Below are 13,933 nucleotides of genomic sequence, written 5' to 3'. Positions count from 1 at the left end.
CTCAGCGGCGGCATGGCAGGCGTGCGCGAACGGCTCGACCTCTTCGGCGTCGCCGTGCTCGCCGTCGTTGTCGGCCTCGCCGGCGGCATCACCCGCGACCTGCTGATCGGCGTCCCGCCCGAGACCTTCCGCGACTGGCGTTACCTTGCCGTCGCCGGCGCCGCCGGTTTCGTCACCTTCCTTGCCCACCCGTTCCTCAGCCGGATCAGACGGCCGATCGACGTGCTGGACGCGGCCGGACTCGCGGTCTTCTGCGTCACTGGTGCGAGTACAGCACTCGACCACGGCCTCGCCGCCGCACCCGCCGTCATCCTCGGCGCGATCACGGGCATTGGCGGCGGCATCCTCCGCGACATCCTCGTCCGCCAGACCCCCGTCGTGCTCCGAGAGGGGCTTTATGCGATCCCGGCACTGATCGGCGCCGCGATCGTCGTCGGAGCAGCTCACGCCGGCGTCCACGGTCCTGCAGCCCCGATCATCGGCGCCACAATCTGTTTCGTGATCAGGCTCGCGGGCCTCACGCTCGGCCTCAACATCCCCCGCGCCCGGCACATCAACCGTGAGTAACCGCACCCGCAGCATGAGCTTCCCCGGAAGGGTTGCGGTACACGGCCGAGGAGCTCGGCGTGCAATGGAGCCGGCCGTGATCAGCTCCGTCTTCCCAGTCCGCCTCGTGGCCGGTTGAACCAGCTGCCAAGGGTAATCCTGTGGTCGCGAAGAGTAGCCAAGGGAGGGTTGTGAGGTGACGGTCCGGGTTCGACGCGACAAGGAGATCTACGCCGCCGACGGTGGGTGGTTCCAGGCCCGCTGGCACTTCACGTTCGACCAGTACCACGACCCGCAGCAGATGGGTGTGGGTGCGCTGCGGGTGTTCAACGACGATCGGCTGGTGCCGGGGGCGGTGTGGCCGATGCATCCCCATCGGGACATCGAGAGCTGCACCTACGTGGTGGAGGGGACCTTCGCCCACGACGACTCGCTGGGCAACGACGGGTTGCTGGAGGCCGGCGCGGCCCAGGTGATGCGGTTCTCCAGCGGCGGGGCGCTGCATTCGGAGCGCAACGGTTCCCCGGCCGAGCCGATGCGGTTCATCCAGTTCTGGATCCTCCCGAGCGACCCGGAGCTGGAGTCGTCGCTACAACAGCGCCAGTACACCATGGAGGACCGCATGGGTCGGCTGCTGCAGATCATGGGCCCGGCCGGCGAGGACGGGCTGGACCTGGCCCAGGACGCCCGGGTGCTGGTCGCCCGCCTTGGCGCCGGCGAGCAGGCGCGGCACCGGCTCGACGAAGGCCGGGGCGGCTACCTGTACGTCCTCGACGGCGAGCTGCGGCTGGGAGACGAGCGGCTCGGTGGCGGCGATGCCGCCAAGCTGGCCGGGTCCGAGGAGCTCGAGGTGACCGGGGTCGAGGACGCCGAGCTGATCCTGATCGAAGTGCCGCTCCAGTTCCGCCCGGTCGGGGTGTGGGCCAGCTAACCTACGCGAACGGGCCCGCGATCGGTCGGGACGGGAGGTCCACACCGGAGCGGCCCTCGTGGGCGCTGACCCGCCACGCGCTCGGGACCCTGGTGCGGGTGCGATGACCGCTTCGCCGGACCGCATCCCTGGCGGCGTCGGGACGGAGGACGGCAGGTGACCGAGGCCCCTAACGCTCAGCTGTGGCCGGCACCCTCCTGGCCGCGGCGGAGGACGCTGACGAGGCTCACCGCCGAGACGATCGACCAGACGCCCTCCAGGAGCAGGAAGCCCCAACGCTCCTCCCCGAAGGCGATCACCGCCAGCACGGCCGAGCCGACCAGGTTGAGGATCAGGTAGACGAGCGAGTGCTGGTCGAGCAGGCGCAGCTGACCGAGGGTGAACGCGGCAAGGATGGACACGGCTCCACCGAGTTCCAGGGCAATGACCACGGCGTGGGACACCTCATGCGTCACTGGGCGTGTGGTGGGGCAGGCTGGCCAGCTGCTGCTGGGACAGCTGGTGCATGCGGTCGAATAGGTCCACGAACAAGGCCAGCTGCTCGTCGCTGTAGGCGGCGAGCAGGTCGGTCCAGGCGGTCGCCATGCCTTGGTAGTGGGGTGCGATGGTGGCCAGCCGTTCGGGCAGCGGGTGGATGATCACACGGCGGCGATCGCGGGGGTCGACCTCGCGGCGTACGTAGCTGGCGCGCTCCAGCCGGTCGACCATGCGGGTGACCGCCCCGGTGGTGCCAAGGCCGAGCCGCTGGCCGAGCTCGCCGGCGGTGAGCGGGCCGGCCTGGGCCAGGACGTTCAGACAGCGCAGGTCGGTGACGTGCAGCCCCACCCGGTCGGCGACCGCCTGGTGGAACAGGATGCCGTCGGTGGTGCTGGTCTGGGCCGCGCGCTGCAGCTTGGCCAGCAGCTCGGGGCGGTGTCCCCCGGCCCTGGCGGTCACCGGACGCTGGGTTGACATGCCGATCGCCCCTCCGCCACTAATATTGACTGAATCATTTTAATGATCGGAGCACCAGATGATTGGTACACCTAACTATACCGGAACGCGGGGGGACCGCCGTACCGGGTTGCGGTTGCTGCTCGGCGGGGCCGTGACCGGGCTGACGGCCTTTGTGGCCACCTTCCTGGTCGAGGGCGCCCTCCGCCCCGGCTACCGCCCCTGGCGGCATGCGGTCAGCCAGCTCAGCCTGGGTCCCTTCGGCTGGGTCAACACCATCGCCATCCTGGCGGCCGCGGCGGCCCTGCTGGTCTTCGCCGCCGGGCTTGGCCGGGCCCTGCCCACCGGCACCGGCTCGACCTGGGGACCACGCCTGATCGGCGTGGCCGGGGCGTGCTTCGTGCTGCTCGCGGTGTTCCCCGACGACCCCGGCCCGGGCTACCCACCCGGCGTGGCCGCCCAGCAGAGCCTCCCCGGGCTCGTCCACGGCCTGGCCGGCACCATCGCCTTCGGGTGCCTGAGCGCCGCCTGCTTCGTCCTGGCCCGGCGCTTCGCCGGCGACCCGGCCTGGCGGGGCTGGGCCCGGTACTCGACCCTCACCGGCGTGGTCGTGGCCGCCGGCTGAGCACCACCGCGTCTCAGGGGACGAGGGCAGTGGCCAGGAGGACGACCCCGACCGAACCGAGCAGGGTGGCGATGCCCAGCACCCGGGCCAGCCGGTGCTGGCCGCGTCCCACCGCCACGCCGTGCAGGCCCGAGATCAGCAGCACCACCGCGAACAGGGTGACCTTCTCGCCCAGGGTCCGGCCGTACCCGGGCTCGGCGAGGTCGGATAGGGTCAGACCGCGGCGGGCGGCCAGGGCGATCCCGCTCGCGATCTGCAGCGGCAGGAAGATGGCGAGGGTGAAGATGCCGAAGCGGACACCGACCTCCCGGGTCAGTGGGGCGCGGCTGGCCGGGTCCAGCCGCCGCCGCAGAACCGGCAGCACGAGCAGGCTGAGCAGCAGCTGGCCGCCGACCCAGACCATGGCCGACAGGACGTGGACGAACCGCACGAGCGTCCAGATGCTGACGATGCTCGCCTCCTCTCCTTCACGACGGGCTCCACAAGGTGACCGCCATCCTGGCAGGCGCGCCGCCCTGGCCACCGCCGGCGCCTGGTCGGCTGCGCCGTCGTCGCGGGGCGGAGCGGGATCGGTGGTCATACCAGGGCCCTGGTGGTCAGGCCCCCGGGTCGCCGTGCCGGGGCGGCGTCGTGGTGGCGCCGGGGCACCGGCCGCTCTCGTCGACCGCGCCGGCGGCGCGCATGGGCTCGCGGCGGTGGTAGGCGGCCTGGGCGATGGCGTGGGCGGCGACCGGCGTGGTGAGGCCGAGCAGGACGACGATGAGCACGACCCGGGCGGCGGCGGAAGGCCCGCCACCGACGGTCCCGGCGACCAGCAGGACCGAGACGCCCAGGAAGCTCGCCTTCCCCGAGGCGTGCAGCCGGGTGTAGACGTCGGGGAACCGGAGGATGCCGTAGACCCCAAGGGTCATGACCGCGAGCCCGACCAGGACCAGGACGTCGGCGATCCATGCCGTCACTGGCCCACCCTCCGATCCACCGACGTCTTGTATGCGCCCGCCCTGCTCATCGGGGATCTCCCTCCTCGGGCTCGGTAAACGGCCGCCGGTCGCCCAGGTAGCGCGCCGCGGCCACGGTGGACACGAACGACAGCAGGGCCAGGATGAGCGCGGCGTCCAGGGCGTAGGTGCGCCGGCTCTGAGCGGCGACCAGGCCGAGCAGGCCGATCAGCATGAGGACGGCGGTGTCCAGGGCGACCAGGCGCTCGGCGGTGGTCCGGGCCCGCCCGATCGACACCACCGCCACGCCCAGCAGCACCGTCAGCCAGGCGATCCCGGCGAGGAACATCGCGTCGTGGCTCACGGGAACACCCGCCGCTGGTAGCGCTGGTAGAAGCGGTCGAGGTGGTCGCGGACGGCGTCGGGGTCGGAGGCGTCGATGACGTGGAACAGCATCGCCTGGCGCTCGTTGTCGACCTCGACCAGCATCGATCCCGGGGACAGCCCGGCCAGCAGGCCGGTGACGGCCACGCCGAGGTGGGTGCGCTCACCGATCGGGACCAGCACGACGCCGGAGCATTCGACCGGGCGCAGACCCACCACCCGCAGGGCGACGTCCCAGGTGCCCCGGAGGACATCGGCGAGGAGGCCGCCGACGAGGAGCGGGAAGGCGGCGACGCGGTCGGCCAGGGACGGGCCCGCCCCCTGCGGCCCCTCGAGCCGGCCGCGAAGCCCCAGCGACAGCGCGGTCGCCAGCATCAGGCCCTCGGCGGCGTCCAGCGGGTCCAGGCTTCCGAGCGAGAGCAGGTAGACGCCGGTGAGCAGCACCACCCATCCCAACCGGCCGGCGCTCACGGGACCGTCCTCGCCACGGCGTCGCCGGCCTGGTCGCTGAGGGCGAGCAGCGGCTCCGGCCACAGGCCGACCGCCAGCACCAGGACGGCCAGCACGGCCACGACCATCCGGGCCCCTCTGGGAGCGCGATGGTGGTCCTGGGGGGGCCGCCAGTAGATGTGCTGGTAGATCTGGAACAGGTAGACGAAGGTGAGGGCGCCGCCCACGAACAGCAGCAGCACCGTGGGAGCGCTGCTGGCCTGGACGCCGGCGTCGAACAGGGAGGCCTTGCCGAAGAAGCCGGCCGAGGGAGGCACCCCGGCGACGCTGAACGCCCCGACGACGAAGGCGGCCCCGACCAGGGGCCCGCGCAGGTCGACGGCCAGGAACAGCAGCGCCTTGCCGAGGGCGTTGACCACCGTGAACAGCGCCGCCGCGGACAGCGCCACCCGGCCGCCCAGGCCGAGGGCGACCAGGACGTAGCCGGCGTGGCCGATGGCCGAGTAGGCCAGGACCTCGCGGGGGTCGCGCCGGCCGATGGCCTGCACCGCCCCGTAGATGATGCTGACGGTGCCGATCCCGACCACGACGCCGGCGCCGAGGGCCAGCTCCCGAGGCAGCAGGCCGGCCTGGAAGCGGAGCAGGCCGTAGGCGCCGATGTTGGCCAGCGCCCCGGCCAGCACGGCGGCCACCGCCGGGGGGGCGCTGGCGTAGACGCTGGGCAGCCAGAAGTGGAACGGGAACAGGCCCAGCTTGACCCCGAAGGCCACGAAGTAGAGCACGGCGATGACCACCGCGGTGTTGGGGTCGACGGTCCGGGCCCGGTCGGCCACGGCCAGCATCTCCAGGGTGCCGGTGGCCCGGTAGAGGGCGGCGGTGGCGATCAGGAACAGGAACGACCCGAGCAGGTTGACCACGGCGAAGATCAGCGCCGAGCCGACCATGCGCCCCTCCCGGCCGGAGGCGGCCAGGGCGTAGGCCGAGATCATGGCCAGCTCGAAGAACACATAGAAGCTGAACACGTCGCCGGTCAGGAACAGCCCGCTCAGGCCGACGGTCAGGAACAGCATCAGGGCCGGGAACAGCCGGGTCGACCGCCGGGAGACCACCCCGTGCACCAGGGCGGCCAGCACCACGGCGGCCGAGACCAGGGCCAGCAGGGCGCCGAGGGCGTCGGCGCGCAGGCGGATGCCGACGTCGGCGGGCCAGCCTCCGGCGACCACCTCGACCGGCCCGCCGGTCGCGACCCGGACGGCGAGCGCGGCCAGCAGGGCGACCGCGGCGGCCAGCACCCCGGCCGCGGCCCAGCCGACCGGCCGGCGCCGGCCGTCGGCCAGCGTGGCCACGGCGGCGGCCGGCCACAGCACCATCAGGGGGGCGACCAGGAGGCTCATCGGGGTGTCCCGGCCGTTTCCTGCTCGGCCTCGGCCTCCTCGGGCTCCACCTGCTCCACGGCCGTGCCCCGCTCCAGCTCCTCCTCGGCGCTGCGTTCGCTGCGCGACAGGTCGTCCAGGTCGACGCTGCGGTGGGTGGTGTAGATCCGGTAGGCCATGGCCAGCAGCAGGGCGGTGGTGGCGAACCCGATGATGAGGGCGGTCAGGGTCATCGCCTGGGTGAGCGGGTCGGCGACCGGCTCACCGGGGACCAGCGGGTAGATGGGCGGCTGGCCGCGGCGCAGGCCCGAGGCGATCACCGTGAGGCTGGCCGCGTTGGAGATGAGCATCAGCCCGGCCACCACCCGGAACAGGTCGGGCTTGAGCAGCAGGCTGGCGCCGGTGCCGAACAGGACGGCCACGACCAGGGCCACGAACAGGTTCATGGTTGCCCACCTCGCTCGGTTGGGGTCCCGGCGATGAGGTCGATGGTGGCCACCGCCATCCCGAGGACCAGGGCGAACACCCCGACGTCGAAGGCGACGGCGGTGAGCAGCTCCAGGCTGCCGAGGTGGACCACGGCTGCCCCCGGCGCCGGGGCGTGCTGCAGCGGCGCCCCGCCGGCCAGCACGGGCACGAACGCGACCGCCAGGGCCAGCAGCAGACCGGCCACGGCCAGCTTGGCCGCGTGCCGCACCGGCAGGGCCTGCCGGACCGCCGCCCGGCCGAAGGCCAGGTACTGCAGCAGGATCCCGAGGGCGGCGATCACCCCGGCCGCGAACCCGTCGCCGACATCCACGTAGCCCTTGATCAGGATCGCGGCCGCGACCATGAGGACAGGGGCCAGCAGCAGGCGGGCCACCATCCTGGTCAGGACCGTGGTCACCACAGCTTGCCCCGGCGCAGCAGCGCGGCCACCCCGAGCAGGGCGACGAGCACGACGCTGATCTCGACCAGGGTGTCGAGCCCGCGGAAGTCAGCCAGGATGACGGTGACCACGTCCTTGCCGTGCGCCCGCTCGGCCAGCTCCAGGTACCTGCCGGCGGTGGGGTCCGGCGGGACGGGACGGGAGAAGCCGGCCCACACGACCAGCAGAACCAGCGCACCCGAGATCACCCCCACGAGCGGATCGCGGATGCGGCGGGAGCCGGTGACCTGGATGGCGGCCTCGCGCTGCAGCACCCGGCGCGGCAGCAGCGCGAACACGGCCACGAACAGCAGCATCATCAGGGTCTCGATGAGCACCGCGACCAGGGCCACGTCGGGTGCCCCGAGGAGCTCGTAGGCCACGGCCAGGCTGAAGCCGACCCCGGACAGGCCAACCGCCAGGGCCAGGTGCCGGCGCAGCCGGGCCACGACCAGCGCGGCCAGCGCGGCGGCGACCAGCGCGGCGATCAGCGGCAGGTCGCTGCTGGCGAACGAGCCGATCAGGTAGGCGCCGGCGAACGGGGTGATGGCCAGGCCGACGCCGACCAGGGCCCCGGCCGGGACCAGCACCGCCACCACCCGGGCGCGCAGGTCGCGGACCTCGATGTCGTGGATGGCGTTGGAGAGCCGGTTCAGGCCGGCCAGGCCGGCGATGTAGGCGCGTTCCGGCCCGGCCCGCCGGCCCAGCCGGGCCACCGCGGCGAGGGCACCGCCCAGCCTTGGGCGGGCCAGGACCAGGGCAAGCCCGGCGGCGTAGGTGGCCAGGGCCAGGACGTTCTCGGCCCGCAGGTCGAGATGGTAGGCCGGCTCGACGGTGACCGGGGCGGCGGCCGTGACCTCGGCGGCGGCCTGGCTGAGGCCGGCGAACGGCTCAACCAGGATGCCCCCAGCCACCACCAGCCCCCCCAGGACGACCACCGGCACCACCAGCCGGCCGGGCACGGCGCGAGCCGGCCGGCGCTGGCCGCCCAGGAAGATGCCGATCCAGAAGCGGGTGATGTAGGCGAAGGTGAGGGCGGCGCTGGCGACCGCCACCACCGCCAGCCACGGGCCCCGTTCGGCGGCTGCCTTGAAGAACAGCTCGTCCTTGAAGAAGCCGATGGTCAGGGGCAGGGCGGCCAGGCCGGCGGCGGCCAGCCCGCTCCCGACGGCCAGGGCGGGCATGGTCCTGGCCAGCCCTCCGGACTCGGACAGGGCCTTGGCGCCGGTGGCCTCGGTGACCGCCCCGCTGGTCATGAACAGGGCGCTCTTGGCCAGGGCGTGGGCCAGCACGTAGAAGCAGGCAGCGGCCACCCCGGCGGCCCCGCCGACCCCGAGCATGGTGACCACGTAGCCGTACTGGGCGATGGTCGAGTAGGCGAGCAGCCGCTTGAGGTGGTCGGCGCCCAGCGCCAGCACGCCCCCGACAGCCATCGAGACCAGCCCGACCACCAGCAGGCCGTCCAGCAGCGGCGGGCTGGTGGCGAGCAGCGGGTGGAACCGGCTGAGCACGAACACCCCGGCGGCGACCATGGCCGCCGAGTGCAGGTAGGCCGAGACCGGCGTGGGCGCGGCCATGGCCCGCGGCAGCCAGAAGTGCAGGGGCGCCTGGGCGCTCTTGGCCAGCGCCCCGACGGCGATCAGGGCCCCGGCCAGGGTGACGGCCCCGCCGCCGTCGGCCCGCTCCAGCAGCTCGGGGATCGAGGTCGTGCCGAACTCGGCCCGCAGCACCAGGATCCCGATCAGCAGCAGCACCGCCGACACCCCGGTCACGAGCAGGGCCATCAGCGCCGACAGCCGCGCCTCCCGATGCTGGCGGTCGAAGCCGATGAGCAGGTACGACGTGATCGCCGTCAGGTCCCAGAAGACGAACAGCAGCAGCGTGTCCTGGGCGGTGGCCAGCCCGACCATGGCCACCATGAACAGCACCATCAGGGCGTGGAAGCGCCGGCCGTCGGCCTGCGGCCGCCCCTCGTGCTCCAGGTGCCGGGGGACATAGCCGGTGGCGTAGGTGAACACGGCGACCCCGACCCCGGTGGCCAGGACCGCATAGAGGGCGCCGAGGCCGTCCAGCCGGAACGCCAGCCGAGCATCCCAGCTCGGGAGCCAGGCGGTGTCGAAGCCGCCACCCCCGCGACCCCACAACCAAAGCACGGCCAGGAAGGCGGTCGCCGCCGTGACCACGGCGGCGATCCCCGCCCCAAGGGCGGGTTGTCGGCTGCTCGAAGCGGGACCTTCGCTCATCCTGCATCACTCTAGGGTGCGCCCGCCAAGGGAGTCATCATCTGGACCGGGCGGGACATCATGGCCGGGTGCTCCGGGCTCCTGGGCGGCTCACATGCAGGAGCCGGCGCGCGGTGTTGCTTGTCCTGCCGTGCCGTGATGAACCTCGCGGCCTTTAATCCGGCACGCCGTCTTTGTAGAGTTCTGCGGGTGCATTCGCCGCCGCGTGGGAGGTCCAGATGGCGCAGCTGCCGGTCGTCGGTGTCGACAGTCCCCAGAGCGCCGAAGCGCTGCACCGTGACCACCCGGTCGGCAGCACCGGCCCAATTCGCTGCTAGCGGACCTGCATTGAACGACGCAGGTAGGTGGATGGTGGCCGCCCAGCCCGAGGGCGGGGCGCTGGATCCTCAAGGCCCGGTCTCCGGGGCGATGGCCGACCTGTTCTGGCTGATGCTCGGCCTCGGTGGGGCGGTCTTCGTGGCCGTCGTGGTGGTGCTGGGGCTGGGCCTGTTCCGCCGGCGGCCGGCAGACGAGGGGCAGCCGGACCGGCAGCAGGGTGACTCGTTCGGCCGCTGGTTCGTGGTCGGCGGCGTGGTGGTGCCCCTGGTGATCCTGCTCATCGTGTTCGGGGCCACGGTGCGGGCGATGCGGTTCGTCCCCAGCACCGCTCCGCCGGAGGCGCTGGTCATCGAGGTCGTCGGCCATCAGTTCTGGTGGGAGGTCCGCTACCCCGAGCAGGGGGTCACCGCCCGGGATGAGCTCCATCTCCCGGTGGGCCGTCGCGTTAACCTTCAGCTCACCTCGGCCGACGTGATCCACAGCTTCTGGGTGCCGGAGCTGGCCGGCAAGCTCGACCTGCTGCCCGCCCGCACCAACACCCTGGTCCTGGAGGCCGACCAGCCGGGCGTCCACCGCAGCCGCTGCGCCGAGTTCTGCGGCCTGGAGCACACCAGGATGGTGCTGACCGTGGTCGCCGAATCAGAGGAGCGGTTCGCCGCCTGGGTGGCTGAGCGCCGTGGCTGACCTGGGCCCTTCGCGATCGGGCGGGGAGACGCCCTCGGTCACCGAGCCGCTGACGGGCGAGGAGCTCAACCGGCTGTGGGCCGACCCGCCCGGCCTGCGCGGGCAGCTGACCGGGGTCCAGAACGACAAGATCGGCACCCGGCTGCTGCTCACCGGCTTCTTCTTCCTCCTGCTGGGGGGCAGCTTCGACTCCTTCGTGATGCGCATGCAGCTGGCCGTGCCCGAGAACAGCCTGGTGAGCCCGCAGCTGTACAACGAGCTGTTCACCAACCACGGCACCGTGGTGATGTTCCTGGTGATCCTGCCGATCTTCGAGGGCTTCGCCATCCTGCTGCTGCCCCTGCTGCTGGGCACCCGCGAGATGCCGTTCCCCCGACTGGGCGCCTTCTCCTACTACACCTTCCTGCTCGGCGGGCTGCTGTACTACAGCAGCACCCTGTTCCGGGCGGTCCCCGACGCCGGCTGGTTCGCCTACACCCCGCTGTCCGGCCTGGAGTTCTCACCCGACCTGGCCCTGGACTTCTGGGTGCTGGGGTTGGGGGTGGCCGAGGTCGCGGCGATCGCCGCCGGCATCGAGATCATCATCGGGGTGCTGAAGATGCGGGCACCGGGGATGACCCTCAGCCGCATCCCGCTGTTCGCCTGGGCGGTGCTGGTGATGGCGTTCATGATCCTGTTCGCCTTCACCACCCTCATCATCGCCAGCCTGCTCCTGGAGCTGGACCGGGGCTTCGGCACCCAGTTCTTCAACCCCCAGCGGGGCGGCAGCTCGCTGCTGTGGCAGCACCTGTTCTGGATCTTCGGCCACCCCGAGGTCTACATCCAGTTCGTGCCCGCCACCGGGGTGGTCTCGATGATCGTGGCCACCTTCGCCCGGCGGCGGATCGTCGGCTACACCTGGCAGGTCGGAGCCCTGGTCGCCATCGGGTTCCTGTCGTTCAGCCTGTGGGCCCACCACATGTTCGCCGTGGGGCTGCCGACGCTGGTGCTGAGCTTCTTCGCCGCGGCCAGCATGGTCATCGCCTTGCCCGCCGGGGTGCAGTTCGTCTCCTGGCTGGCCACCATCTGGTCGGGCCGGCCGGTGTGGAAGACGCCGTTCCTGTTCGTGGTCGGCTTCCTGGTGACCTTCGTCATCGGCGGGATCACCGGCGTGATGGTGGCCGCCCCACCCTTCGACCTCCAAGCCCACGACTCCTACTTCGTCGTCGGGCACTTCCACTACGTGCTGATCGGCGGGGTCGCGTTCCCGATCTTCGCCGGCGTCTACTACTGGTTCCCGAAGTTCACCGGCCGGCTGCTGGACGAGCGCCTTGGCCGGTGGAACTTCTGGCTGCTGTTCACCGGCGTCAACCTGGCCTTCTTCCCGATGCACATCGTCGGGCTGCTGGGGATGCCCAGGCGCGTCTACACCTACGAGGCCGGCCTGGGCTGGGAGCCCTACAACCTGCTCTCCAGCATCGGGGTGCTCGTCATCATCATGGGCATCGCCGTGTTCATCTGGAACGTGGCCCGCAGCTACCGGCGGGGCGACGAAGCGGGCAACAACCCCTGGGGTGCCGCCACCCTGGAGTGGGCGGTGCCGTCGCCGCCGGCCGAGCACGGCTGGTCGATCCTGCCGATCGTGCGCAGCCGCCACCCCCTGTGGGACCAGGACGAGCTCCACCGGGGCGACGAGCGCCTGGAGCGGTTCGTCCACGGCCTGTCACGGTGGCCGCTGCGCTGGCGGGCCGCGGTGATCGTCGGCACCGCCGACGCGCGACCCCAGGAGGTGTTCCGGGTCGCCAACCCGTCGATCTGGCCGCTGGTGGCCGGGTGTGGGCTGGTGTTCATCTTCGCCGCCGAGCTGACCAAGCTCCGGTGGGGCATCGCCGCCGGCGCGGCCATCGTCACCGCTGCCGTGATCGCCTGGAACTGGCCGCAGGAAGCGCCGATGACGGTCGAGGAGGAGGCCGCCTTCGAGGCCGAGCACGGCGTGCCGGTCAACGCCGGCGGCAGCGTGGTCGTCGCCGCCTGGGGGACGGCGCTGGTCATCCTGGTCGTCGCCGTCGCCTTCTCGGCCCTGCTGCTCAGCTACTTCTACCTGCGGCTGGAGAACCCCCAGTGGCCGCCACCCGGGATCGCCAACCCTGGGGTCGGCCGGGCCATCCTGGCCGCCGGGCTGGTGGTGGCCAGCGGCGCAGTGGTACGGGCGGCGCTGCGACGGCTGCGGGCTGCCGACCAGCGCGGCTTCATCGCCGCCCTGGCCGTCGCGCTCGCCCTGGCCGGCGGCGGCGCCGTCGTCCAGCTCCTCGACATCGCCGGACTGGGCTTCGGATGGACCGACCACGCCTACGGGTCGATCTTCTTCCTCCTGGCCGGCTTCGTCGTCATGGCCGCGGTGGCCGCGCTCATCGTCGTGGCGCTGACGCTGTACTGGGCCGTCCGCGGCCAGTACACGACCCGCCGGCACGCCAGCGTGGCCAACGTGGCCCGGTTCTGGGCGGCCATGGTGGTCATGTGGGTGGTCGGCTTCGGCACGCTGTATCTGGGCCCGCACCTGACATGAGCGTCCGCGACGTCCCTCCCGACGAGGTCCCGGGCGGGGACGGGTCGAGGACGGCCGCAGAGGGGACGCCGTTCGCGGTCGACGTCTCCCGCGATCGTCGGTCGCGCTTCGCCCTGGCCATGTTCGTGTCCGGCCCGGTCATCTGGTCGGTCCACTTCATGGTCGTGTACCTGGCCACCGAGGCGGGCTGCACCGGCGACGGGCCCGGGCTGACGCTGTTCGACCCGCCGGTGCCCAAGGTCGTCACCCTGGCCGCGACCGCCGCCGCGGCGGTCGCCGCCCTGGCCTGTGCCGGGTGGTCCTGGCGGCGCTGGCGCGCGGACGCCGCCGAGGCGGCCGCCGACGAGGCCGCCGACATCGCCGGCGGCCTCCAGGGCCGGGACCGTGGCGGGACGCTGGCCTTCGCCGGGTTCCTGCTCTCGCTGCTGTCGGTCGTGACCATCCTGTTCGTCGGCCTGCCCGCCCTGGTCCTGCCGTCATGCTGACCCCGGTCCTGGCCCACCCCGGCCAGCCCCCGGCACCGCATGACCTCTGGGGCGCCTGGAACCTGCACCCGGTCCTGCTCCTGGGCTTGCTGCTCGCCGGCTGGGCCTACCGGCGCGGCCAGATCGGCGGGCCACGGCGGCCGGTCGACACCTGGCGGGCCAGGTGCTTCGCGGCGGCGCTGGCGGCCCTCGGCGTCGCGCTGGTCTCGCCCCTCGACGCCCTCTCGGGCGCCCTCGCCTCGGCCCACATGGTCCAGCACCTGCTGCTGCTGGTGGTCGCGGCCCCGCTGCTGGCCCTCAGCGCCCCGTCCAGCGCCATCCTGCGGGGCAGCCCCCTGGCCGTGCGCCGGGCCAGCGGCCGCTGGCGGCGGCGGGTCGGGCTGACCCACGGCAACCTCGGCGTCCTACGCCACCCGGCCGCCGTATGGCTGCTCTCGGTTGGGGTCATCTGGTTCTGGCACGCTGCGGCCCCCTACGACGCCGCCTTGGGCAACGAGCTCGTCCACGTCCTGGAGCATGCCAGCTTCCTGGTCACGGCCGTCCTGTTCTGGCACGTCGTCATCGGTGTCCG

Annotated in this window: 17 protein-coding genes; 7 read left to right on the top strand and 10 right to left on the bottom strand. The window is 72.5% G+C overall.

Features of this window, described 5'->3' with window-relative positions:
* Together VF468_23255 and VF468_23250 are read left to right on the top strand one after the other, a co-directional pair.
* On the top strand, positions 1 to 567 hold a 567-nt coding region (locus tag VF468_23255), incomplete at its 5' end, for a TRIC cation channel family protein (GenBank protein HEX5881209.1).
* Positions 568 to 742: 175 nt separating this feature from the next.
* Positions 743 to 1,477, top strand: a complete 735-nt coding sequence (locus tag VF468_23250; GenBank protein HEX5881208.1) for a pirin family protein — start codon at positions 743 to 745, stop codon at positions 1,475 to 1,477.
* A 176-nt stretch (positions 1,478 to 1,653) separates the two neighbouring features.
* Here the strand turns inward: VF468_23250 and VF468_23245 are convergent, their stop codons facing one another.
* Positions 1,654 to 1,878 (bottom strand): hypothetical protein, encoded by a 225-nt coding sequence (locus VF468_23245; GenBank protein HEX5881207.1) that lies wholly within the window; start codon positions 1,876 to 1,878, stop codon positions 1,654 to 1,656.
* A 43-nt stretch (positions 1,879 to 1,921) separates the two neighbouring features.
* The gene (locus VF468_23240; GenBank protein ID HEX5881206.1) at positions 1,922 to 2,431 is read right to left on the bottom strand and encodes a MarR family transcriptional regulator; all 510 of its coding nucleotides are present in this window, start codon (positions 2,429 to 2,431) and stop codon (positions 1,922 to 1,924) included.
* A gap of 133 nt (positions 2,432 to 2,564) precedes the next feature.
* Between VF468_23240 and VF468_23235 the strand changes: the two genes are divergently transcribed.
* Positions 2,565 to 3,035, top strand: coding sequence for a DUF998 domain-containing protein (locus VF468_23235; GenBank protein ID HEX5881205.1), 471 nt, complete (start codon positions 2,565 to 2,567; stop codon positions 3,033 to 3,035).
* Positions 3,036 to 3,048: 13 nt separating this feature from the next.
* Here VF468_23235 and VF468_23230 read toward each other — a convergent pair whose 3' ends face one another.
* From VF468_23230 to mbhE, 8 genes are read right to left on the bottom strand one after another with little or no spacing between them, the layout of a single operon-like run.
* A complete protein-coding gene (locus VF468_23230) occupies positions 3,049 to 3,615 on the bottom strand; it encodes a hypothetical protein (protein ID HEX5881204.1) in 567 nt (188 codons plus the stop codon).
* A gap of 16 nt (positions 3,616 to 3,631) precedes the next feature.
* Positions 3,632 to 3,994, bottom strand: coding sequence for a monovalent cation/H(+) antiporter subunit G (gene mnhG / locus VF468_23225; GenBank protein ID HEX5881203.1), 363 nt, complete (start codon positions 3,992 to 3,994; stop codon positions 3,632 to 3,634).
* 46 nt (positions 3,995 to 4,040) lie between these two features.
* Positions 4,041 to 4,337, bottom strand: a complete 297-nt coding sequence (locus VF468_23220) for a monovalent cation/H+ antiporter complex subunit F (protein HEX5881202.1) — start codon at positions 4,335 to 4,337, stop codon at positions 4,041 to 4,043.
* Entirely contained in the window at positions 4,334 to 4,828 is a 495-nt protein-coding gene (locus VF468_23215) for a Na+/H+ antiporter subunit E (GenBank protein HEX5881201.1), read from the bottom strand. Before VF468_23215 ends, VF468_23220 begins: the two co-directional genes overlap by 4 nt.
* Positions 4,825 to 6,201, bottom strand: a complete 1,377-nt coding sequence (locus tag VF468_23210; protein HEX5881200.1) for a proton-conducting transporter membrane subunit — start codon at positions 6,199 to 6,201, stop codon at positions 4,825 to 4,827. Before VF468_23210 ends, VF468_23215 begins: the two co-directional genes overlap by 4 nt.
* Entirely contained in the window at positions 6,198 to 6,626 is a 429-nt protein-coding gene (locus VF468_23205; GenBank protein ID HEX5881199.1) for a sodium:proton antiporter, read from the bottom strand. Before VF468_23205 ends, VF468_23210 begins: the two co-directional genes overlap by 4 nt.
* Positions 6,623 to 7,066: an MnhB domain-containing protein gene (locus tag VF468_23200; protein ID HEX5881198.1), complete on the bottom strand. Its 444-nt coding sequence runs from the start codon at positions 7,064 to 7,066 to the stop codon at positions 6,623 to 6,625. The genes VF468_23205 and VF468_23200 overlap by 4 nt, the downstream gene beginning before the upstream one ends.
* Positions 7,063 to 9,330: a hydrogen gas-evolving membrane-bound hydrogenase subunit E gene (gene mbhE / locus VF468_23195; protein ID HEX5881197.1), complete on the bottom strand. Its 2,268-nt coding sequence runs from the start codon at positions 9,328 to 9,330 to the stop codon at positions 7,063 to 7,065. The genes VF468_23200 and mbhE overlap by 4 nt, the downstream gene beginning before the upstream one ends.
* A 348-nt stretch (positions 9,331 to 9,678) precedes the next feature.
* Between mbhE and coxB the strand changes: the two genes are divergently transcribed.
* From coxB to VF468_23175, 4 genes are all read left to right on the top strand, one after another.
* A complete protein-coding gene (coxB, locus tag VF468_23190; protein ID HEX5881196.1) occupies positions 9,679 to 10,332 on the top strand; it encodes a cytochrome c oxidase subunit II in 654 nt (217 codons plus the stop codon).
* The gene (locus VF468_23185) at positions 10,325 to 12,877 is read left to right on the top strand and encodes a cbb3-type cytochrome c oxidase subunit I (protein ID HEX5881195.1); all 2,553 of its coding nucleotides are present in this window, start codon (positions 10,325 to 10,327) and stop codon (positions 12,875 to 12,877) included. The genes coxB and VF468_23185 overlap by 8 nt, the downstream gene beginning before the upstream one ends.
* Entirely contained in the window at positions 12,874 to 13,362 is a 489-nt protein-coding gene (locus VF468_23180) for a hypothetical protein (protein HEX5881194.1), read from the top strand. The genes VF468_23185 and VF468_23180 overlap by 4 nt, the downstream gene beginning before the upstream one ends.
* Positions 13,356 to 13,933 (top strand): cytochrome c oxidase assembly protein (locus VF468_23175; protein ID HEX5881193.1); only part of this gene is annotated, 578 nt, incomplete at its 3' end. The genes VF468_23180 and VF468_23175, both read left to right, overlap by 7 nt.

The sequence above is a fragment of the Actinomycetota bacterium genome (genome assembly GCA_036280995.1).
In the GTDB taxonomy this organism is placed as follows: domain Bacteria; phylum Actinomycetota; class CALGFH01; order CALGFH01; family CALGFH01; genus CALGFH01.
Note: the sequence above shows the minus strand (reverse complement) of the source record. Positions and strands in the feature narration are given on the sequence as shown.

Bases quoted from the DNA above. Each gene is read 5' to 3' on its own strand.
- VF468_23240 (HEX5881206.1), bottom strand. From the start codon at position 2,431: ATGTCAACCCAGCGTCCGGTGACCGCCAGGGCCGGGGGACACCGCCCC.
- VF468_23230 (HEX5881204.1), bottom strand. From the start codon at position 3,615: ATGACCACCGATCCCGCTCCGCCCCGCGACGACGGCGCAGCCGACCAG.
- VF468_23210 (HEX5881200.1), bottom strand. From the start codon at position 6,201: ATGAGCCTCCTGGTCGCCCCCCTGATGGTGCTGTGGCCGGCCGCCGCC.
- VF468_23205 (HEX5881199.1), bottom strand. From the start codon at position 6,626: ATGAACCTGTTCGTGGCCCTGGTCGTGGCCGTCCTGTTCGGCACCGGC.
- mbhE (HEX5881197.1), bottom strand. From the start codon at position 9,330: ATGAGCGAAGGTCCCGCTTCGAGCAGCCGACAACCCGCCCTTGGGGCG.
- coxB (HEX5881196.1), top strand. From the start codon at position 9,679: ATGGTGGCCGCCCAGCCCGAGGGCGGGGCGCTGGATCCTCAAGGCCCG.
- VF468_23180 (HEX5881194.1), top strand. From the start codon at position 12,874: ATGAGCGTCCGCGACGTCCCTCCCGACGAGGTCCCGGGCGGGGACGGG.